At 32.9% G+C, this 21554-nt stretch carries 19 protein-coding genes; 8 read left to right on the top strand and 11 right to left on the bottom strand.

All coding sequences use genetic code 11. The features are described 5' to 3' along the window. Nucleotides 1–12 precede the first annotated feature (12 nt). A complete protein-coding gene (gene uvrA / locus Q0912_RS16125) occupies nt 13–2802 on the bottom strand; it encodes an excinuclease ABC subunit UvrA (RefSeq protein WP_299117023.1) in 2790 nt (929 codons plus the stop codon). A 233-nt stretch (nt 2803–3035) separates the two neighbouring features. On the opposite strand from uvrA, the gene Q0912_RS16120 reads away from it, so the two are divergent. Together Q0912_RS16120 and Q0912_RS16115 are read left to right on the top strand one after the other, a co-directional pair. Further along, nucleotides 3036–3620 (top strand): sigma-70 family RNA polymerase sigma factor, encoded by a 585-nt coding sequence (locus Q0912_RS16120; RefSeq protein WP_299117021.1) that lies wholly within the window; start codon nt 3036–3038, stop codon nt 3618–3620. A gap of 120 nt (nt 3621–3740) precedes the next feature. Then, complete coding sequence (locus Q0912_RS16115) at nt 3741–3884, top strand: hypothetical protein (RefSeq protein ID WP_299117019.1); 144 nt, start codon at nt 3741–3743, stop codon at nt 3882–3884. 28 nt (nt 3885–3912) lie between these two features. Here the strand turns inward: Q0912_RS16115 and Q0912_RS16110 are convergent, their stop codons facing one another. Continuing rightward, nucleotides 3913–4464 (bottom strand): hypothetical protein, encoded by a 552-nt coding sequence (locus Q0912_RS16110; protein ID WP_299117017.1) that lies wholly within the window; start codon nt 4462–4464, stop codon nt 3913–3915. Between the two features lie 46 nt (nt 4465–4510). Next, nucleotides 4511–5167, bottom strand: a complete 657-nt coding sequence (gene nth / locus Q0912_RS16105; RefSeq protein WP_299117016.1) for an endonuclease III — start codon at nt 5165–5167, stop codon at nt 4511–4513. Nucleotides 5168–5202: 35 nt separating this feature from the next. Between nth and bcp the strand changes: the two genes are divergently transcribed. Then, nucleotides 5203–5658 carry a thioredoxin-dependent thiol peroxidase gene (gene bcp / locus Q0912_RS16100; protein ID WP_299117015.1) on the top strand — a complete coding sequence of 152 codons (456 nt, stop codon included), beginning with the start codon at nt 5203–5205 and terminating at the stop codon, nt 5656–5658. A gap of 50 nt (nt 5659–5708) precedes the next feature. On the opposite strand, the gene Q0912_RS16095 is transcribed toward bcp, so the two are convergent. Next, entirely contained in the window at nt 5709–7160 is a 1452-nt protein-coding gene (locus Q0912_RS16095) for a TonB-dependent receptor (RefSeq protein ID WP_299117013.1), read from the bottom strand. 89 nt (nt 7161–7249) lie between these two features. Here Q0912_RS16095 and Q0912_RS16090 point away from each other — a divergent pair, with 89 nt between their 5' ends. Next, nucleotides 7250–8011: an MBL fold metallo-hydrolase gene (locus Q0912_RS16090; protein WP_299117012.1), complete on the top strand. Its 762-nt coding sequence runs from the start codon at nt 7250–7252 to the stop codon at nt 8009–8011. Between the two features lie 3 nt (nt 8012–8014). After that, nucleotides 8015–8521: a hydrolase gene (locus tag Q0912_RS16085; protein ID WP_299117010.1), complete on the top strand. Its 507-nt coding sequence runs from the start codon at nt 8015–8017 to the stop codon at nt 8519–8521. Here Q0912_RS16085 and Q0912_RS16080 read toward each other — a convergent pair. The 5 genes from Q0912_RS16080 to Q0912_RS16060 form a co-directional block, all read right to left on the bottom strand. Then, the gene (locus Q0912_RS16080; protein WP_299117008.1) at nt 8518–9162 is read right to left on the bottom strand and encodes an alpha/beta fold hydrolase; all 645 of its coding nucleotides are present in this window, start codon (nt 9160–9162) and stop codon (nt 8518–8520) included. The two genes, Q0912_RS16085 and Q0912_RS16080, sit on opposite strands and share 4 nt — an antisense overlap. A 2-nt stretch (nt 9163–9164) precedes the next feature. After that, nucleotides 9165–9497, bottom strand: a complete 333-nt coding sequence (locus Q0912_RS16075; RefSeq protein WP_299117006.1) for a hypothetical protein — start codon at nt 9495–9497, stop codon at nt 9165–9167. Beyond that, a complete protein-coding gene (locus tag Q0912_RS16070; RefSeq protein ID WP_299117004.1) occupies nt 9494–10750 on the bottom strand; it encodes a dihydroorotase in 1257 nt (418 codons plus the stop codon). The genes Q0912_RS16075 and Q0912_RS16070 overlap by 4 nt, the downstream gene beginning before the upstream one ends. Continuing rightward, on the bottom strand, nt 10747–12672 hold the full coding sequence (locus Q0912_RS16065) for a BatA domain-containing protein (protein WP_299117002.1): 1926 nt from the start codon (nt 12670–12672) through the stop codon (nt 10747–10749). The genes Q0912_RS16070 and Q0912_RS16065 overlap by 4 nt, the downstream gene beginning before the upstream one ends. Before the next feature lie 76 nt (nt 12673–12748). After that, entirely contained in the window at nt 12749–13756 is a 1008-nt protein-coding gene (locus Q0912_RS16060) for a glycosyltransferase family 2 protein (protein ID WP_299117000.1), read from the bottom strand. 171 nt (nt 13757–13927) lie between these two features. Between Q0912_RS16060 and Q0912_RS16055 the strand changes: the two genes are divergently transcribed. Continuing rightward, a complete protein-coding gene (locus Q0912_RS16055; RefSeq protein WP_299116998.1) occupies nt 13928–15820 on the top strand; it encodes a peptidase M61 in 1893 nt (630 codons plus the stop codon). 304 nt (nt 15821–16124) lie between these two features. On the opposite strand, the gene Q0912_RS16050 is transcribed toward Q0912_RS16055, so the two are convergent. Together Q0912_RS16050 and Q0912_RS16045 are read right to left on the bottom strand one after the other, a co-directional pair. Beyond that, nucleotides 16125–17612: a carboxypeptidase gene (locus Q0912_RS16050; protein ID WP_299116996.1), complete on the bottom strand. Its 1488-nt coding sequence runs from the start codon at nt 17610–17612 to the stop codon at nt 16125–16127. A 180-nt stretch (nt 17613–17792) separates the two neighbouring features. Further along, on the bottom strand, nt 17793–18563 hold the full coding sequence (locus tag Q0912_RS16045) for a TIGR02757 family protein (RefSeq protein WP_299116994.1): 771 nt from the start codon (nt 18561–18563) through the stop codon (nt 17793–17795). A gap of 109 nt (nt 18564–18672) precedes the next feature. Between Q0912_RS16045 and Q0912_RS16040 the strand changes: the two genes are divergently transcribed. Then, complete coding sequence (locus tag Q0912_RS16040) at nt 18673–19086, top strand: DUF1801 domain-containing protein (RefSeq protein ID WP_299116992.1); 414 nt, start codon at nt 18673–18675, stop codon at nt 19084–19086. Nucleotides 19087–19260: 174 nt separating this feature from the next. Continuing rightward, the gene (locus tag Q0912_RS16035; protein WP_299116990.1) at nt 19261–21468 is read left to right on the top strand and encodes a hypothetical protein; all 2208 of its coding nucleotides are present in this window, start codon (nt 19261–19263) and stop codon (nt 21466–21468) included. Nucleotides 21469–21554 lie beyond the last annotated feature (86 nt).

Below are 21554 nucleotides of genomic sequence, written 5' to 3'. Positions count from 1 at the left end.
AGAAAGTTTATACTATAATTTTTCCTGAAGATATTTACCAGTTACGGAATCCTTATTAGTAACAATTTCTTCTGGTGTGCCATGGGCCACAATTTGACCTCCATGTTTACCACCTTCGGGTCCCAGATCGATAATATAATCCGCACATTTAATTAAATCTATATTATGCTCAATAACAATTATAGAATGGCCTTTGGCAATTAAGGCCTGGAACGATTTTAACAACTTTTGTATATCATGAAAATGCAGTCCTGTGGTAGGTTCATCAAAAATAAATAACGCATTATCACTTTTACTACCTTTACCTAAAAACGTTGCTAATTTTATACGCTGTGCTTCACCACCAGAAAGGGTAGAGGAGGACTGACCTAAAGTAACATAACCTAAGCCAACATCTTGTAAGGGTTGTAATTTATTCTTAATTTTAGTTTGCTTAAACGTAGCAAAGAAATCTATGGCATCATCAATAGTCATGTTAAGAATATCGTCTATAGATTTTCCTTCAAAATGCACTTCTATTACTTCCTTTTTAAACCGTTTGCCTCCGCAGGTATCACAAGTTAAATGCACATCGGCCATAAATTGCATTTCTATAGTCACTTCGCCTTCTCCTTTGCATGTTTCGCAACGTCCACCATCGACATTAAAGCTAAAATGCTTGGCCTGGTAGTTTCTAATTTTACTCAGTTTTTGTGATGCAAAAAGTGAGCGGATATCGTCATAAGCTTTAATATAAGTCACCGGATTAGAACGCGATGAACGCCCTATAGGATTCTGGTCTACAAATTCCACATGTTGAATATTACTATGATTACCCGTCATTTCGGTAAATTGTCCAGCCTTGTCACTGAATCCTGTGAGTTTCTTTTGAATCGCAGGGAAGAGTATCTTTTTAACTAAGGTGCTTTTTCCACTTCCTGAAACTCCAGTAACAACCGTAAGCATTTGTAATGGAAATGTGACATCAATATTTTTAAGATTGTTTTCGCGAGCTCCAACAATATTGATATGATATTTTGATGTTCTTCGTTTCTCAGGAACTTTAATTTCTAATTGGCCATTAAGATATTTTGCTGTTAAAGTATCTGAAACTAAAATATCATTGAAATCTCCTGTGGCAACCACTTCACCACCAAATGTACCAGCTTCTGGTCCGATATCAATGATTTCGTCTGCGGCTTTCATAATATCTTCGTCATGCTCTACCACAATAACAGTATTGCCCAAATCACGTAAAGATTTAAGCACTTCGATTAAGCGTTCAGTATCTTTTGGGTGTAGGCCAATACTAGGCTCATCTAAAATATACATAGAACCCACAAGACTACTACCCAAAGAGGTTGCTAAGTTAATACGTTGACTTTCACCACCAGAAAGTGTATTGGACCTTCTATTGAGAGTGAGATAATTTAAACCAACATTAGAAAGAAATTCTAGTCGCGTATTAATCTCTGTTAAAAGACGTCTAGCAATTTTTGCATCGTAAGTATTTAACTTTAACTCACTAAAAAATAGCTTCAGTTCATTTAAAGGTAAATCGACCAAATCTGTAATGGTAGCATCGTTTATTTTTACGTAGTTGGCTTCTTCACGCAAGCGTTTTCCTTTACAAAGATTACATTTTGTTTTGCCACGATAACGCGAAAGCATTACACGATTCTGAATTTTATAAGCTTTAGACTCCAACTCAGCAAAGAAACTGTCTAAGCCTTCAAAATGCTCATTTCCAGACCAAATTAATGCTTTATTCTTTTCGCTTAATTGAAAATAGGGCTTATGAATAGGAAAGTCGAAATGATGCGAATTATTAACAAGTTGGTCTCTGTACCAACTCATACTTTCTCCCCTCCACGGAAAAATAGCATTTTCGTAAACCGATAGTGCTGTGTTAGGCACAACTAAATCTTCATCAATGCCAATAACATCACCGTAACCCTCACATTTTGGGCAAGCACCATATGGGTTGTTAAAACTAAAGAGATGTGCATTGGGCTCTAAAAACGTTAGGTCATCCAATTCAAATTTATTATTGAATGTCGTTTTTTTATGATCCGAAAGAGATTCAACAATACAAGCCCCTACGCCTTCAAAAAATGCAGTTTCTATGGCATCCGCAAGGCGGTTTAGAAAATCCTCATCGTCTTTGTAAACGATTCTGTCTACAACTAAAAACAGATGTTTATCTGATGTTATATTTTGTTTTAAAGCATCATCAATTCTTAAAACCTCATTTTTATGCTTAATTCTGGCATAACCTTGCTGCTGTAATGTTTGGAGTTTATTTTCTATCGTTCGATCTTTTTCAAGTATAATAGGCGATAAGAGTAGAAGTTTAGCACCTTCTTCAAATGTTTTAATGTAATCGATAACATCGGTTACGCTATGCTTCTTAACTTCTTCACCAGAAATAGGAGAGTAGGTTTTTCCAATACGTGCAAACAACAACTTTAAGTAATCATATATTTCTGTAGTTGTACCTACTGTAGAACGTGGGTTGGTAGAATTTACCTTTTGCTCAATAGCTATAGCAGGTGCAATCCCTTTTATATAATCTACTTTAGGTTTGTTTAGCCGACCTAAAAACTGACGCGCATAGCTCGATAGGCTTTCTACATAACGTCTTTGACCCTCAGCATACAAGGTATCAAAGGCTAAACTTGATTTTCCAGAACCCGATAATCCCGTAATAACCACTAATTTGTTTCTGGGAATAACGACATCAATATTTTTTAGGTTGTGCAATTTTGCACCTTTTATAATGATATTTTTCTTTGGGTTAACGTCTAAAACAGTAGTATTCATGGGATTTTTCTGAAATCTAATTTTACAAAGATACTATAACTATTTCATCTATTAAAGGAACATTTTATCCGACAAAATGTTAAAATTTGCTAGTTTTTTTTGTTTTTTCGGAATGATTGTTGTTATATTTACCACATAATCATTAAAATACAACTGCGTATCGCATAATATTACTTTAGAAAATTTTAACCCCTTGCTAAGAAGTTTACTTCTTAACTACTAAGAGTAATATTATGAAAAAAGAACTTATCCCAGACGCACAGTTGGTTAGCAACTACATTAAAGGAGACGAAAGTGCATTATCGGTTTTAATATCGAGACATAAGCAGCGTATCTACAGTTTTATTTATTCTAAAGTATATGATAGAGATATTACAGAAGATGTATTTCAGGATACCTTTATCAAGGTCATTAGAACTTTAAAGCGTGGAAAGTATAACGAAGAAGGTAAATTTTTGCCTTGGGTTATGCGCATTGCACATAATCTGGTTATTGATCATTTTAGAAAGAACAGTCGTATGCCTAAGTTTGATAACGCCGGTGAGTTTAGTATTTTTTCTGTACTAAGCGATTCTAGTCTAAATGCTGAAAAGAGCATGATAAAATCGCAGGTAGAGTCGGACGTGAGACGTGTTATAGAAGAATTACCAGAAGATCAAAAACAAGTTTTAATGATGCGTATGTATCAGGACATGAGCTTTAAGGAAATATCCGAACGTACAGGTGTGAGTATCAATACAGCATTAGGTAGAATGCGCTATGCGCTTATTAATATGCGTAAAGTAATAGAGCAAAATAATATTGTTTTGACAAATTAAACTCACTTTATTGAGCATTAAAAACTTATAAAAGTAATATTTAATATGAATTTTATTTTTTAATGCACAATAAACAACATAGTGTTGCGTTGTACCATATATAAACCCTAATTTATAAATATGGAAAAAATTTACTCTAACGCTTCCCCAAAAAATGATAACCTAAAACCAAAAGATGAAACAATTAGTTTTCTTTTGAATTACTCAAAGGCTTTAAGTGTTATAAATTATAATAAATCGAAGTTTGAAGCACTTCTAAATTAAGTTGAAGAAAAATCCTGATTTGACAAAGTCAGGATTTTTTTGTGAATAATAATTCTTCGTAATTGTGAGTTGTGAGATACTCCTGTTTTAAACTTTTAAGATAGCGAATTGCATCAGATCGCATAGGGTGTTTATCTAATAAGCAGTTTTTTAAATCTTCATCATAGACCGTTAAAATGATATACCAATAACCCTTACGAGTTGTATAGTTATCTTCAAAGATTGAATCGTTTCCATTACTACTACGTTTAAGATCTGTAATAGCAAATGGCAATATTAGTGATTCATCTGTACGTTCTATTTCAGTATATGATAAATAAAATGTCTTATCATTAAGCAGAAAAGGTGTATTTAGACCTACATTATGGTGATTTAGATTGAACTTTTTATTAATGTAATTATAGAACTCGTCAGCATTTTTTGGATCTTTAAAAATAAAAGATGTTTCTCTCGGTAGTTTACGCTGAAATTTTTTAGCTTTTATCACTTTGTAATCCTCATTCTTAAATTTTGGAGCAATTTTATAGGGAATACAAGATATAGTAGTTAAGGAAACAAGAATAATTAGAATTCTTTTCATCGATTGAAAGTTTCCTTATAGGTATCAACAACTATACCATTGCGTTCTATTTCTTCTTTTTATAATATTCATCTAAAACAGACTTTCGTCCAATAGTTTTAGTTATAACATCCTTATCTAAATCCCATCCGCGAGCAGGTGAGTATTCTCTACCATACCATATAATCTGAAGATGAAGGTCATTCCAAAGTTCTTTAGGAAATAAACGCTTCGCATCTTTTTCGGTTTGTACTACGTTTTTACCATTGGTTAAATTCCAACGGTACATCAAGCGATGAATGTGTGTATCTACAGGAAAAGCAGGGATTCCAAATGCTTGTGATAAAACCACTGCAGCTGTTTTATGGCCTACGGCTGGCAATGCTTCTAATTCCTCATACGTTTGCGGGACTTTACCACTATGCTTATCAATTAAAATGTGTGATAAACCATAAATACCTTTACTTTTCATTGGCGACAAACCAACAGGTTTTATGATTTCTCTAATTTCCTCAACACTTAATTTAATCATGTCATAAGGATTGTCTGCACGTTCAAATAAAAGAGGTGTAATTTGATTAACACGTACATCTGTACTTTGGGCAGACATTAAAACTGCAATTAATAAAGTATAAGGATCTTTATGATCTAATGGTATAGGAATTTCGGGATAAAGTTTATTTAACGTATTTATAACAAATTGTACCTTTTCTTGCTTCGTCATTTCATCGTATTTTTGCAAGAACAAATTTAAACAATATGAAAACATTAAAGGCAGGAGATAAGGTGCCAAATTTCTCCGTTAATGATCAAGATGGTAATCTGGTTTCTTTATCTGACTATAAGGGAAAGAAATTAGTGGTTTTTTTCTATCCAAAAGCTAATACACCAACGTGTACGGTTGAAGCTTGCAATTTAAGTGAAAACTATAAAGCTTTGCAAGATGCTGGTTATGAGATCTTAGGAGTAAGTGCTGATTCTGAAAAGCGTCAATCAAATTTTAAAAATAAATTTAATTTCCCTTATCCTTTATTAGCTGATACTGAAAAAACAGTCATTAATGCCTTTGGTGTATGGGGACCAAAAAAGTTTATGGGTAGAGAGTTTGATGGTATACATAGAATTACTTTCATTGTTAATGAGGAAGGAATTGTAGATCGTGTTATAGATAAAGTAAAAGCTAAAATACATACAGAGCAAATTTTAAATGCATAAAAAAAGCGACCAAAAATGGTCGCTTTTTTTTGTAATCGTATTTTACAATTTTATTTATGCATTACTTCTTCAGATTCGCATCCAAATAAACTCTTTTCCTTAATAAGCTTAGCGACACCTTCTGGCAACATTTCTTCCCATCCATCTTCTCCTTTAGCAATCATTTTTAAGACGGTTCTGGAGAATACGGTTAGGTTAGAGGTGTCAAACTCTGTTATGTCAACGACTTTTCCATTGTATTTAAAGAATTTATAGAGCTCTTTCATACGTGGATGTACTTTAAGATTTTCGCTAGTGGTTAGGCTGCCATCTTCATTTTGCATAGGATACAGGTATACACGTAAATCTTTATAGAATAATTTACCGAAGGCTTCTAAAATTCCACCACTTAAATGACGGTAATACTTTTCGTCAAAGATGTCTACTAAATTATTTACACCCATGGCTAATCCCATTCTACTTCGTGTATATTGAGAGAAATATTCAACCAGCTTATAATACTCTTGAAAATTAGAAATTAAAACCGTTTGCCCTAAAGAGCATAGTAGTTTAGCACGATCCATAAAATCTTGCTCATCAATTTCTCCTTCAGCTCTAAGATTAGACAAGGTGATTTCAAAAATCACCTGAGTTTTATCCTTATCTACTTTATTTTCTTTGATAAACATTTCGTATGACTTCTCATACATATCCATATTTACCTTAGTAACAGGTCTAAAACTCCCTCTTAAAGCAAGAATATTTTTTTTGTAAAGTACACGTGCCGGAAGTACATTATTACCATCTGGTGCAAACATAACGGCATCGGTCATACCGTTTTTTACCAGTTGTAAACTCATTAAACGGTTGTCTACGTCCTTAAAAACAGGTCCGTCAAAATTTATAGTATCAATCTCTAGCTGATCTTTGTGAAGGTGATCATATAAATAACGTAATAATTTACGTGGTTGATTATACTTGTAAAACGCGCCATATATTAAGTTAGTTCCTAGCTTACCTAAAGTTTCTTGTTGCAAGCGTGCATCATTTTCCTTAAAACGTATATGCAGTACTATTTCATTATAGTCAGCATTTGGCTCAACCTGAAATTTTATTCCAACCCAACCATGACCTTTATATTTCTTAGCAAAGTCAATAGTGGCTACTGTATTAGCATAAGTAAAGAAAATTTTGTCTGGGTGCTTATCTCTTGTAATACGATGCTCAATTAAGTTAACCTCGTGATTAAGCATTTTTCTTAATCGCGCTTCTGTTACATAGCGTTTATCATTTTCAATACCATAAATTGCATCACTAAAATCCTTGTCATAAGCCGACATAGTTTTTGCAATTGTACCAGATGCACCACCAGCTCTAAAAAATTGTCGTACAGTTTCCTGACCTGCGCCTATTTCGGCAAACGTACCATAAATATCTTTGTTAAGATTAATACGTAAAGCCTTATCCGTTATTGAGGGAATATTCTCAAATTCCGTATCTCCTGTATATGTAATATCTTTCATAGCGTCTGGGATTAACTCGCTTAACAAAGGTATTAAATTAGCATGGCAAACAAAAAAATAAACTTATTTTTGTTTTAAACTTATTGCGGTTGAAAATTACGTTTTTAGGCACAGGAACCTCTCAGGGAATTCCGATAATTGGAAGCACACATCCAGTGTGTTTAAGTGATAATCCAAAAGATAAACGCTTACGTGTTTCTATTCTGGTTGAATGGAATAATTTTTCATATGTTGTTGATTGCGGACCAGATTTTAGACAGCAAATGTTGCGTGCTAATTGTACTAAAATTGATGGTATAATTTTCACTCATGAACATGCAGATCACACTATGGGTCTGGATGATATACGTCCATTTTTCTTTAAACAAGGAGATATTGATTTATATGCACATAAACGTGTTTTTGAAGCCTTAGAAAAACGATTCGATTATATTTTTACTACCCAACAAAAGTACCCAGGTGTGCCAAGTGTAATTAAACACCAAATTGAGAATAAACCTTTTAAAGCAGGGGGTATAGAGATTATACCTATAGATGGGCTACATCATAAGCTTCAGGTGTTTGGATTTCGATTTAAAGATTTTGCCTATCTCACAGATATGAAGACTGTACCAGATGAAGAAGCTGAAAAACTTAATAATCTTGAAGTCCTGGTGATTAATGCGCTTAGAGAAAAACCACATATATCGCATTTTAATCTGGAAGAAGCTTTGGCATTTATTGAAAAAGTAAAACCTAAGCGCGCATATTTAACACATATTAGTCATCTTTTAGGGTTTCATGATGATGTACAACAAAAGTTGCCAGGCAACGTTTTTCTGGCATACGATAACTTACAAATTACCATTTAAGATATGAAGAGTAGAGTTTTTATGTACCTGTTTATTTTTTCTGCATTGTTGATTATTTTTCAATATGTCAATTCAAAAAGTATAATTGATAAATACGAAAAAGATATTTCAAGTTATAAAGCCACAATGGCTGAACAAAAAAAAACTATTGCTGGTTTAGAAGAGCAGAATTTCGAACTTAATTACTTTAATATAGATCGCAATGACAATGCTTTAGATTATTTTATTACTCAGGGCTACAATGCTGATGAACTTATTGCCGCAATTACTGAAGGACTTTATAATATGAACAATTATGAAGGTGAGGAGCATCCTATTGTGCCGTTTGTGTCAATGACAGATTCTAAGTTGTTAATTAATAAAATACGTATCTTAAATCATAGATGGATAGTTGCCAACTTTACTGATGGCCAACATTGGGGGGAAATTTTTGTGACATACGATATTGATGAAAACCATAATTTAAAGTATAAATTAGCCGAATATTTTATGTACCCAAAATTTGACTAGATATATTGACTTAACCAAGCTTTAAGGTCATAAAAATTTTGTGGTGCAACTCCATGGCCAACAGGATATTCTTTATAAATATGATTAACACCTAAAGCTTCCAAAAAACCAGGAGTTTTTCTTGCCCAATCTACAGGAATGACCTGATCAACAGTACCATGAGAACAAAAGAAGTTTAAATGCGAAACTGTATTCTCTTCAATCATATCGGGTAAAATACCTTCATTAATATAGCCACTTAGAGCTATAATATTTTTAACTTTTTTAGGATAGGTAAGTGCTACAGCATAACTTAATATTGTACCTTGACTAAAGCCCAGGAGTGTTATGTTCTCCATATTTACAGGATAGGTCTTGCAGGCATAATCAATAAACACAGAAATTAGATCAACAGAATGCTTCGCTTGTACATCATCACTCCATTTACCTTGCACTGCATCAAAGTTTATAGCATACCATGCATTACCAAACGGTTGCATTGGATATGGTGCTCTTAGAGAAATAATAAATAACTCTTCTGGCAATTCTGAAGCAAAAGAAAATAAATCATTTTCGTCACTTCCGTAACCATGACACATTATAAGAAGTGAAGCGTTGTTTTTTAGTGATGATGGTCTGGTTATATAATGCAAATTTGCCATACTTATTGACCAATATTCTTAAAGACATTCTGAAAAATATCACCAAGTAATGGAATCTTGTTTGTCTTCCCGGTAATGGCTCCAAAAATACCATAGAGATATAAAACAGAAAAAAACAGCCAAAATGCCATACTTATATTCATACTATCAAAGCTACTTACAACAAATGCAATCATTAAATACAATAAACCAAGGCCAAGTGCTTGTCTTGTATGAAAAGCTGTAAAAGGATTATTTTTATCCTGATTCATAAAAAAGGCAATCAAAGTGCCAAATAGCGTTAAATATGCAACAATTCCTAAAGTTTTACCTTCGTCAACTATATTCTGATTCATGACTTTAAAACAATTTTATTATTGGCTACAATACCATAAGATTTCCCTTTTAAATGCATTCCAAGGAAGGCACTGTTTTTAGACCTTGAAGTAACATTAGATTTACTAAATTGGTATTCTACATCTGGATTAAATAAACTTAAATCTGCAATTTCACCTTCATTTACTGAAGTTTCCATAACACCAAATCTAGATTTCCCTTGACTTAGCAGGCTTATAGCTTTCTTAGTAGTGAATATTGTTTGAAGCGCTCCAAAAGCCGATTCTAAACCAATAGTACCGTATTTAGCATAATCGAACTCTATTTTTTTATCCTCTATATCTATTGGATTATGATCTGTTGTAACCATATCAATAGTACCATCTTTTAAGCCTTCAATAAGTGCTCTACAATCGGTTTGCGTTCGCAAAGGAGGTAGAACTTTATATCTGGTATCAAAACCTTCTAAGGCATCATCTGTTAATACTAAGTTGTGGATGGCGACGCTACATGATACATTTTGTTTCTTTGCTTTAGCAGCTCTTATCAATTCTACAGATTTTGCAGTTGATATGGTTGGAATGTGGAGTTTTCCTTCTGTATATTCTAATAGAAACAAATCTCGTGTTACTTGAAGCTCTTCAGCTAAAGCAGGATTTCCTTTTAATCCCAATCTTGTACTATTAATGTGCTCATTGACTACACCATTTCCTGATATTTTAGACTCTTGTGGAAATGAACAAACTAAGCCATCAAAATTGTTTGTGTATTGTAGCGCAATCTTCATTAAATTGGGATTGCATATGGGGTTTTGATAATCGTAAAAAGCTATAGCACCAGCGCTTCTCATATCGTAAAGCTCTGCTAAATCTTTACCATTACTTGCTTTGGTCAATGCTCCGATAGGATAGAGGCTAGTCGCTTTATTCTGGGCTTTAGATTTTACAAATGTAATATCTGCATAACTGTCAATTACCGGATTAGAATTGGCGTTTAAAGCCACTGCTGTAAACCCGGATTGTGCTGCTGTTTTTAAACCATTATCAATGGTTTCACGTTCTTCATAGCCTGGTTCACCAAAAGATACACTACTATCAAACCAACCTTGGGACACATGTAGGTTATCTAGTTTTATTTCTCTGTAATTATTAGGATTAGAAATGCGTTTAGAAATCTTAGCAATACGCCCTTTTTCAATTAAAATATCAACCTTTTGGTTGTGAAAATCACTTTTAGAATCAACAATGGTGGCAGATTTTATGAGTGCGTTCATTTAAGATATTTTAGTAGAAGTATCTCTATAATTAAAAATACTAGCGCAAAAATAACAAACCATTTCCATAACGCATTAATACTTCTATTACTTTTTATATCGTTTATTGTTGTAGCTAAACTTTCACTTACAATACTATTGGACGTATTTTTTAGATTATGGTAGTTTAAATTACTTTCACTACGATTAAAATTAAAACTTAGGTTTTGTAATACTTCAGTCTTATTCTTGACAGTTAAAATTCCTGCGGTATTTGGATAATCTTCAGTTTCTAACACCACAGATTTACTAAATGTTTTTTGAAGCGGAATAACAGAAGTTTCAACAGAACTTAATGTTAATATATCGTCTTGTCCTAAAACAGCATTGATAGCTATAGTGTTAGGTTTTCCAATGGTATAATATAGCTGCGATAATTTTAGACTTTGCTTTCCAATATTATATAATACAGGAACAATTAAGGGTGAGTTTTTGAAATTTGAAATTTGTTTATTTAATGCCGAAGCAAATACAAAAGCATTGGAGGTTCCTACGAGGAAAGGTGTACCATCTTCATAAGATAATACCGCATTTTTAGGTGATGTAAAGCGGTATGATGCTTCCACTTTTGGATATTGAAAATTAGTAACTTTAGAATAAAAAGCATTGGCCAAAAGAGGGTGATTGTAATTTATGGTAGTAATTCGCTTTGGACTAGTATCAGTATCAATTAAAGTTTGAGTATTAATATTCTTAAATAAAAGAGTATAAGAGCTTAATGTAGATTTATTTGAAGGAATAATTAATATATGCCCACTGTCTAGGCTAAAGTCTTGAAGTGCAATTCTTAAAGCATTAGAAATTGTTTCTAACTCATTAAGCACAATTAAATTTTGATCTGGAATTAAATTAAAATTCAATGCATTTAACTTAAAGCTTTTATAATCAAATTCATCATTAGTATATATCCGTTTTAAGAAAGAATCATCAGCAGTTTCATTTATGCTTAGTACCTTGATCTTTGGTTTTGAATTAATGTTAAAATAAAGCACATTATCGTACTGCAAACCAACATCTTCCAATACTATTCTTCCATTTATAACACTATTGTTAGATATAGTAAATGTAGTCTCTGCTTTATCTTCAATGTCAACTGCACTTTTAGTTAATAAAACATCATCGTTAAATAAAGAAATAGTTACATTTTTTAATCTTTCACCTTGGTTAGAGAGTAACACCTTTAAATTTAAGGACTCAGCACTGGCATTGTCTACATAAACACTATCAATACTCACATTTGCAACTAAAGATGATTTTGGCTGTACTAATTTTAATTGAACTATGCTATCGGTTTCATAAGTTATTAGATTACTATTTTGTTGAAAATCGGAAACTAAAACCAGGTTTTTGGTGGTGGCATTATTTTTAGAGAACAACTGTTTCCCTTTTAAATATAAAGCATCATAGTTGAGTTGCGTTGGTGAATACTCTAATTGAATTAAATCATTTTTAAGAGCTTTAACTGTAGTAGTTCTAAAAGTTTGATTATTGGTAAAAAGATTTATTTGTTCGTCTTCAGGCAAGGTATTAATGATATCTTGTATGGCTTCATTTAACAGCGTACCATTTTTACCTTTGGCCTGCATACTATAAGAATTATCTAAATAAATGACGGTTTCCTGTGCCTCATTAAAATCTTCTGTATTTGGAATATAGGGTTGTGCAAAGGCAATTATAGCGCAAGCTAAAAGTAACATTCGCGATAATAATGTTAGCCATTTTTTTAATTGAGAACTCTTACGCGTCTGCAGTTTTACGGCTTTTAGAAACTTTACATTGGTAAACTGAATTTTTTGAAAACGGCGTAATTGAAACAAATGAATGAGAATAGGAATAACCAGTAAAAATAGTGAGTAAAGTAATTCTGGATTTTTAAAATGCATTCCTTTATGGTAGGATTATTATTGAGTTCAAATATAGAAAATGCTAAACGATAAGAGTATTTAGCTTTTGAGAAATTTAACAGAAAAAGAAATAATCACTCATGGATTGCATATTCTGTTGCTTAAAATAGTCTCGTATCTCCTTTTGCGAATCTTCATTGGCAACTGTAACAATACTTTGTGGTTGATAAAGCTGAGCTAAATGATTAAAATTTAAAAGCTCTTTTCCATAAATATCCTTTCCTATCTTCTTTTTGTTATCACAAATCCAGTAAAAGGGTATTCTTTTTTCAATTAATAGCTTTGCAACAGTTTTGCCTTTATTGCCAGCTCCCCAAATAGTTAGAGGTCTGTTTGAATCATAGTCTAATTCTAAAAAGTAATGTGCTTTAATATCTAAAAAGTAATTTATTGCATAATGCTTATGAGTTCTAGAAGTCCGCGTGTTGTAATCGCGCCAGTAGAGTAGGATCTTATCACATGGAATACAAGTATATCCAGATCTATAAAACCTAAAGGTAAGATCATAATCTTCGGGATAACGATTAGGATTAAAACCTTCACAAGCTATAAAGTCTTCACGATGCAGCATCCAGCAAGGTGAAGGAATTACACATTCTTTATAGATTTCAGAATAGTTACTTCCAATTTCAGTAAGTTTATTAATCCAGGCTTCATAACGCGAATATCCATCACTTACACCATCAGCTCTAAAGTATTTTACTTGTCCAACAGCTAAATGATTTCTACCACGCTCTAACAAACTATTTAGCATTACTTCAAGTCGATTAGAAGTCATAATATCATCACTATCCATTCGGGTTATGTATGTGCCTTTACAATGAGAAAAAGCGGTTTGAAGCGCCTGAATAATACCATTTCCTTCATTTTTTAACAGCCGTATTCTATGATCTTTAAAATGAAAATCTTCAACAATAGTATTAGATAAATCCTCAGAATTGTCATCTATAAAAATGGCCTCCCAATTGGTATAACTCTGATTAATTATTGATGTGATACATTCAGAAATATAAGCTTCAGTATTCTTAAAAGGGATTAATATGCTAATAAGGACTTGCAACATAGTGCGAATTTAACAAAACCTTTAGATTTAAAGCGGTAACAGATTGTAGTTTTGTGCGACAAGTGGATAACCTATGGTATATACCATTGGAAATCTAAGTATTAACATAACTATTTCGAATTAATATTCGGATTATAAATCTCGAGAACAGAGAAAACTAAACACAAAAACATGAAAAATTATTTAGCCATTCTTGGCTTAGGCGTAATTATGGTAAGCTGTGGTTCAGCTAAGCCAAAAGCAGATGATTTAGCGGTGAGCAATCCTATTGAAACAGCATTAGATTTAACAGCTGTCGTTGACGATAGAGTCCCAGTGACAATTAACCCTGGTCGATTTACTACAGAGACGGTAACCTATAGATTACCAAGAGTAGTACAAGGTACATATTCTGTAAGTGATTTTGGAAAGTACGTTGATGATATGAAAGCCCTTGATTATGATGGAAATGAGCTTGAAGTCACTAATGTTGACACCAACACTTGGACGATAGCTGATGCGACTAAGTTAGATAAGTTAGTGTATTATGTTAATGATACTTTTGATATTGAATCTACTGGTGGCATTGGTGGTGAAAACCCGTTCTCTCCAGCAGGTACCAATATTGAAGAAGACAACTATGTATTAAATCTTCACGGTTTTATAGGGTATTTTGATTCTTTAAAGAAAAATCAATACACCTTGGATGTTACTGCACCAGCAACGTTTGTGAGAACTTCTGCTTTACAAGACAGAGGTATGAAGTCTAGTGCTGATGGTACAGCCATAACAAGTAGTTATTTCGCAGAACGCTACTTTGATATTACTGACAATCCGATGATGTACGGAAAATTAGACGTTGAAGAATTTATGGTTGGTGATATTAAGATTGTATTGAGTGTGTACTCGCCAAATAAAGTACACACTGCAGCAAGTCAAAAAGAAACGGTTTATAAAATGATGCAAGCTCAGAAAGAGTATCTGGGTGATGTAAACAGTACAGCACGCTATGATATTTACTTGTATTTATCTGATGGTTCTGATACAGCACCAAAAGGAATGGGAGCTTTAGAACATCATACCTCTACTGTAGTAGTTTTACCAGAATCTTCAAGTAAAGAAGGTTTAGCGAGTTCTATTATAGATGTTGTGGCACATGAGTTCTTTCATATCGTAACTCCATTGTCTGTACATTCAGAAGATGTACACTATTTTGATTATAACCAACCAACATTTTCTAAGCATTTATGGATGTATGAAGGTGTTACAGAATATTTTGCTCAACACTTCCAAGTGTATAAAGATTTAGTTGAGCCAAGTGCGTTTTATAATACGATTATGCAAAAGATAGCAACTTCTAAGAATTTAGACGATGCTATGAGTTTCACTATTATGAGTGAAAATGTATTAGAAGAGCCTTATGCTTCTAATTATTATAATGTATATATGAAAGGTGCATTAATTGGTATGTGTATCGATATTTTAATGCGCGAAGAAAGTAATGGTAATAGAAGCATGTTATCATTGATGAAAGAGCTTTCTGCAAAATATGGTAGAGAAAAACCATTTGTAGATGATGATATCATTGCCGAGATTACAGCAATGACGTATCCAAGTGTTGGAGAGTTCTTAAATACACATGTAGTTGGTGACGTACCAATTGATTACAATGAATTCTTCAAAAAAGTAGGATTAACATTAGGTCAAACAGAAGTAGATACAAATTACATTTTTGCTGGCGGACAGAATATCATCTTTGATGGTGACCAGGAAAAAGGCACTATTTTCTTCTCGCCAATGGTATTAAAGAACTCGTTTTGGGCTTCTCAAGGAGTACAAGCTGGTGATGTCATTAAGAAAGTAAATGGGAAGGACTTAACCTTACAAAATGCACAGCAAGTGATTGGAGGTATGCTTGGATGGCAACCTGGACAAGATTATAGTCTGGAGTTAGAGCGTAATGGTGAAACGATTAACTTAGAAGGTAAGTTAGAAAAGGCAACAGCTATAAGCGAGTCTTTAGTGGAAGATGAAAATGCAACTGATGCACAAAAAGCATTACGAGCATCTTGGTTAAAAGGATAATTTATTACTGCGAATGCAGTAATATGATAAAAGGCTTCCAGTTTTGGAAGCCTTTTTTATATTTCAAAAATTATATATAATACCAGGAATATAAACCCAATAACAATAACAATATTAATACATCCATGAGCGGAGTCGTAATGATCAAATTCATCTGGCCCATAAATGTATTCTCTATATTTATACTTAGGTGTATTGAATAATGTTCTCCATGTTATCCCAAAAAGTCAACGTATCGTACCTCCTATATAGTTGAGCACGACATGTGCAATAAATTCGGCAATGATTTCACCCATTTATTAAATTAGTACTTTGCCGCTTTACCATTTGATGATGAGTTCTTAATAAACTCTCGCAAATCATCATTAGCTTTAATCAGATCTTCATTTCGCAAATACATCATATGACCACTTCTATAACCTTTAAACGAAAAGCGGTTTTTCATTTTTCCGCTTGGGTCTATTTGCCATTGCGAGTATTTTGCTGAAAAATAAGTAGTAGCACCATCATAATAACCAGATTGTGTCATCACCTTAAGGTATGGATTCTGAGCCATAGCCTGTCTAAGATTTTCGCGTGTATTATCATTGGTTCTGTCCCAATTACCAACATTACCAAAGACATTATACTTTACATCGGTTTTAAAGCCTAATTCATTTTGAATATAATAATTTATAGCAGGAGTAAAAGAATGCAACCACGAGGTGAGTTCTGCACTATAATCTGGGCTAGAACCTGTTTCAACTCTATCAATACCAATGTATCTTGAGTCTAAACGACCAATAGTTTCACCAGTTTTGTCTCTCAATAGTTCTTTCCAAAAGAAACGATTCGGTACATCCAAATTCATCTGAAGAATTACTTTTTCAGACAACCCAGAATAATAACTCATTTGTTTGGCAATGGATTTTTTTTCAGTTTCAGAAATAAAACCACCTTTAGCAATGGCAGGCATAAGTTTATTCACTGCAAAATCTTCGGCTTCAGGTAAAATATCTAAGAGGTCTTTATTTTGAAGTTCTAGTGATAAAGCTTTATGATACCAGGCAGCAGCTGTATAGTATGGCAAATTTAAACTCGACGATACTGGACCTCCAACACGCAGTACCTTGTAATCTGCTGGTGAAACTAAGATTACACCATTAAGATACATCCATTGACTATTTTGAAGCTCCAAGGATAAGCCCATAACCCGAGTACCTCCATAACTTTCACCAATAATATATTTTGGTGATTCCCAGCGGTTATGACGAGTTGTAAATGTATTCATCCAACTCGCTAAGTATTTAATATCTGCATTGACACCAAAGAAAAGTTTATCATCTGGCATTTTACCATCCTTATCTGCAACTTTACGAGAGTAGCCTGTATTTACAGGATTTATAAATACAATATCTGCTACATCTAAAATAGAGTTAGGATTATCCTTAACACCATAGGGTTGTACAGGATAGCCTTCATTATCAATTTTTAGAATTTTAGGACCAGTATAGGCAATATGCATCCAAACGGAAGCAGAACCTGGTCCACCATTAAACGAATAAATGATTGGTCGTTTATTGTCTTTAGGATCATTAGTGCGTTTGTAATAGGTATAGTACAATGAGGCTATTATTTTACCATCAGCATCCCAAACAGGTTGAAAACCAGTTTCGGCTTTATAGTTGACTTGTTTACCTTTTATGGTGATTGAGTTAGTTGTAACGTAAGCCGTATCTAATGGTGTTTTTAAGTCTTGTGAAAAGCTAAATGAGATGCAAAGCGCTAGCAGTAATGTAAAACGTAATTTCATTTTTTTTAGTTGAGCCTCATCAATTCGAGTGAATTTTAGAATTGAAAATTCTGAAATTTTTATCGAGAATAAGAGGTGGTTTTTAAATAACCAGTTCTCAATACAATTTTTGCTTTGCAAAAACCACTAGAACTGACGTTAGATTTGTATGTTATAAAGATAGCAAATGCAACTCTTATTTTAGAATCCTTCAAAAACACCCAAACCAAATAAAGCAAAATCATATTTCACAGGGTCATTTGGATCTAGTTGACGTAAGTTGTTATCTAATTCCGCTAAAGCTTTACCATCATTTTGTTTGCGTTTTAATAAACCAAGTTTACGAGCTACATTACCAGAATGTACATCTAAAGGGCAACTGAGTTGAGCAGGCAATAGGCTTTTCCAAATACCAAAGTCCACTCCTGCATGATCTTGGCGTACCATCCAGCGTAGATACATGTTGATGCGTTTAGCAGCAGAATTTTTTAAAGGATCACTAACATGCTTTTTGGTGCGTTCTAAATGCGGTACTTCAAAGAATATCTTTTTAAACTCATGTATACTAGTTTGTAAAGCATTCTGTTCTGCGTGTTTTGCAAAAACAGTTTCTAATCCTCCATGTTTGTTATAGATATGTTGCAAGCTTTTTATAAACTGTTTAAAATCGTCACCGTTAAACGTGCGATGAACAAAAGATTGTAAAGTTTCTAAATCCGCATCTTGATGTTGTGTCACAAACTCAAAAGGGGAGTGGTCTAATAACTCCATCATGCGATTGGCATTTTTAATAATGCTTTTACGATTACCCCAAGCTATAGTAGCTGTTAAAAACCCGGCAATCTCAATATCCTCTTTTTTAGAAAATTGATGTGGTACTTGTATGGGGTCGCTCTCAATAAACTTTGGATTGTTATAGAGGTTGACCTTTTCGTCTAAAAAGCTTTTGAGTTCTGAGGCGTTGAGTTTCAAATGTTAGAAAATTAGAATACAAAAATATCGAAAATGTCAGACTGTGCGCAGTCGAAGTTATATCTAAATTCAAATATATTATCTTTAAAGTTATTCTAAATAAAATATCATGGCAGGACTAGCAACCCAAGAAACGAACAAGAGCGTTTTGGATTTTATAGACCAAATAGAAAACGATACCAAGCGTAATGATAGTAACACTTTAATAAAAATAATGTCTGATATAACAGGACATAAACCTAAAATTTGGGGAGATAACTTTATTGTGGGCTTTGGTAAATACAAATACAAACGGAAAAACGGTAATGAAGAATTTGAATGGTTTAATGTGGGCTTTGCACCGCGAAAATCTAAACTCACCATTTACCTCACTTTTGATATTGATAAAGAACAAGAATTAACATCGCAACTCGGCAAGTGCAAATGGGGTAGAGGTTGCCTTTATGTTAATAAATTAGTAGATATCGATTTAGAGGTCTTAAAGCAATTGATTGCTAAAAGTAAGACCAATACCTGGCAATAAATTATTAAGACAAAGTAAAATACTAAGATTATTCTTTAAAAATACGTAGTTCTACGTATTGCTAACGTAGTTATAAAACTCTAACTTCGCTTAACGACAGCTATAAGTCATTAAAACAGACTCATATCACTAAGTTGTACACAATTTGCGAAAAACCTCAGGAACATTGAATTTATGGAATTAACAATCAATAAAGAAGAATTTAAGTACGCTCTATCTGAGTTTGGGAGAGGCGAAATATTTGAGGAATTCGCACATTCATTTTTAAGCCAAGTTTTAGGCGATGAATTTATTCCTGTTGGTGGAACAAAAGACAAGGGAATTGACGGAAGTTTAAAAGTCTATTCTCGCTCTACTCATCCTACTTTTATTTACCAAATATCAACTGAACTTGGTTACGAAAAGAAAATTCAAGGCTCGATTGAAAAGCTGGTTATGAATGATGTAAATGTTGACCGCTTAATTTATGTTACTGGCAGAAAGGTTAACCAAAAAAATACAATTGAGGATAATTTTATAAAGACTAACCAAATCAATCTGACAATTTATGATGTAGAATGGTTTGCAAGTAACGTAACGAATGATGAAAGACTAATCCAATTATACAATTCATACATTGAAAGTAATATTCATCAATTTAGGAAACCTCAAAATGAATACATTGTTGGTAACTACATAAAAGACCCGAGGTTATATGTGTTTATGCGTCAGCAATTTAATTCAAAAAATAACAACGATGAAATAGAAGAAAAACTTGCTGACAGTTTGATACTTTACGCTTTAGAAGGAACTGCTTCAGAAACAAAAACTTTTAAAAATTTAGAACAGATAAAACAAGATGTTGCTCAATATGTAAAATTCAATCCAAAATCTGTTTATGCTACTATCGAAAAACAATTAGGTGTTCTATCATCAAAACCAAAGCAAATAAACTATCATTCGAAAGAAGATGCCTATTGCCTTCCTTATCAAACAAGATTAATTCTTCACGAAAGAGATATTGAAGAAACACATATTCACAATTCATTTAAAGAACAAACTTTAGAACAGCTAAAGAAATATTTAAAAGATGAAAATGTAAAAGCAACAAATGTTCTTTCATTGATAGAAACTACAGTTCACCATATATATCATAAGCAAGGAATAGAATTTTCATCTTTTATTATTGACGGTCAAAGTAGAGAGATTCTTGAAGTTGCTTTACCGGAAATAGTTGGACAGGTGGTGGACGATAGTCATATTAAAATGGATAATAAAGAGAGTGTTAAAAAAGCTCTTTTAATGACAATTCGAAATATTGCATATAATGGTACATCTGAACAAAATGAATATTTAAAGCGATTATCATATACATATAATATGATGTTTATGCTTCGTTGGGACCCACATTTAGCAAGTGCATTCCAAAAATTAGCTTCACAATTAAAAATTTATGTTGGTACTTCTATTTTGATTCCTGCCTTATCTGAAATTCATTTAGAGCCTTCAAAAAGAAGATATTGGAGTTTATTAGAAGGAGCATATATTTCTGGTGTTCAGTTAACAATTAACGAAACTATTTTAGATGAATTAGTAAATCATTTTGGTATGATTCGTCATAAATATAAAACGATGTACAAAAACGTTGAGGATTTCTATCTTGAAAATGAAATCAATACAATGTATGTGGATGAAATATTAATAAGAGCTTATTTTTATTCGAAAAGTAGAGGTAATGTTAAAAAGTTCAATGATTTCATCGACAATTTTGCACATCCAAATTTATATAACGCTCATCGTGATTTAAAAGAATTTTTGAGCGATGAATTCCATATCAAATATGAAGACACTTCAAAAATTGAAAAACAAATTGACGATAAGGATTTACAGCAGTTAACGGAGAAATTAACTGAAATGAAAAACTCGAAAGAACGTGCAGCAACAGATGCCAATTTAATGCTTATGGTATATAAGCAAAGAGAAATTAATAAAGAAGAAGACAGAAAGAGTGTTTTTGGGTACAAAACTTGGTGGCTTTCAAAAGACATATATACTTATCAAGCTATCCAAGATGTATTCGGTTCACGGTTCAATATAAACTGTTATATGCGTTCTGATTTTCTTTTTAATTACATAGCAATGGCACCAAAGAAAAAGGAAATTGATAATATGTTTAAAGAAGTTTTTCCAAGTCTTTTAGGTATTAACTTAAGTTATCATATGCCAAAAGACATTTGTGGACACGTAAATAAAGCACTTAACGAACATTCGGAGAAATCGCCAACAATGATTAGGCGAGCTGTGAGGAATTACACAGAAAAGCTAATGAGTACAAACACTAAAAACTCGAAAAAATTGAATTCCTTCTTCGATGATGAATTGAAAAAGTTAATGAAAAAATAAAAACTGTGTACAACAATGAACTAAGCTAAAATGCAAGAGAATTTTAGTTTATTTTGATACATAATTGGGATCATAGGATAATCCAG

Source organism: uncultured Winogradskyella sp. (assembly GCF_947498345.1).
Lineage (GTDB): Bacteria > Bacteroidota > Bacteroidia > Flavobacteriales > Flavobacteriaceae > Winogradskyella.
The sequence above is the reverse complement of the archived record's forward strand: the minus strand, read 5'-3'. Positions and strand labels throughout refer to the sequence as shown.

What these genes read in the sequence shown, in the direction of transcription:
- Q0912_RS16080 (WP_299117008.1), bottom strand. Translation starts at nt 9,162, where the DNA reads ATGGCAAATTTGCATTATATAACCAGACCATCATCACTAAAAAACAAC.
- Q0912_RS16115 (WP_299117019.1), top strand. Translation starts at nt 3,741, where the DNA reads ATGGAAAAAATTTACTCTAACGCTTCCCCAAAAAATGATAACCTAAAA.
- Q0912_RS16075 (WP_299117006.1), bottom strand. Translation starts at nt 9,497, where the DNA reads ATGAATCAGAATATAGTTGACGAAGGTAAAACTTTAGGAATTGTTGCA.
- Q0912_RS16070 (WP_299117004.1), bottom strand. Translation starts at nt 10,750, where the DNA reads ATGAACGCACTCATAAAATCTGCCACCATTGTTGATTCTAAAAGTGAT.
- Q0912_RS16035 (WP_299116990.1), top strand. Translation starts at nt 19,261, where the DNA reads ATGGAATTAACAATCAATAAAGAAGAATTTAAGTACGCTCTATCTGAG.
- Q0912_RS16095 (WP_299117013.1), bottom strand. Translation starts at nt 7,160, where the DNA reads ATGAAAGATATTACATATACAGGAGATACGGAATTTGAGAATATTCCC.
- Q0912_RS16050 (WP_299116996.1), bottom strand. Translation starts at nt 17,612, where the DNA reads ATGAAATTACGTTTTACATTACTGCTAGCGCTTTGCATCTCATTTAGC.
- Q0912_RS16040 (WP_299116992.1), top strand. Translation starts at nt 18,673, where the DNA reads ATGGCAGGACTAGCAACCCAAGAAACGAACAAGAGCGTTTTGGATTTT.
- Q0912_RS16110 (WP_299117017.1), bottom strand. Translation starts at nt 4,464, where the DNA reads ATGAAAAGAATTCTAATTATTCTTGTTTCCTTAACTACTATATCTTGT.
- Q0912_RS16065 (WP_299117002.1), bottom strand. Translation starts at nt 12,672, where the DNA reads ATGCATTTTAAAAATCCAGAATTACTTTACTCACTATTTTTACTGGTT.
- nth (WP_299117016.1), bottom strand. Translation starts at nt 5,167, where the DNA reads ATGACGAAGCAAGAAAAGGTACAATTTGTTATAAATACGTTAAATAAA.
- Q0912_RS16055 (WP_299116998.1), top strand. Translation starts at nt 13,928, where the DNA reads ATGAAAAATTATTTAGCCATTCTTGGCTTAGGCGTAATTATGGTAAGC.
- bcp (WP_299117015.1), top strand. Translation starts at nt 5,203, where the DNA reads ATGAAAACATTAAAGGCAGGAGATAAGGTGCCAAATTTCTCCGTTAAT.
- Q0912_RS16060 (WP_299117000.1), bottom strand. Translation starts at nt 13,756, where the DNA reads ATGTTGCAAGTCCTTATTAGCATATTAATCCCTTTTAAGAATACTGAA.
- Q0912_RS16085 (WP_299117010.1), top strand. Translation starts at nt 8,015, where the DNA reads ATGAAGAGTAGAGTTTTTATGTACCTGTTTATTTTTTCTGCATTGTTG.
- Q0912_RS16120 (WP_299117021.1), top strand. Translation starts at nt 3,036, where the DNA reads ATGAAAAAAGAACTTATCCCAGACGCACAGTTGGTTAGCAACTACATT.
- uvrA (WP_299117023.1), bottom strand. Translation starts at nt 2,802, where the DNA reads ATGAATACTACTGTTTTAGACGTTAACCCAAAGAAAAATATCATTATA.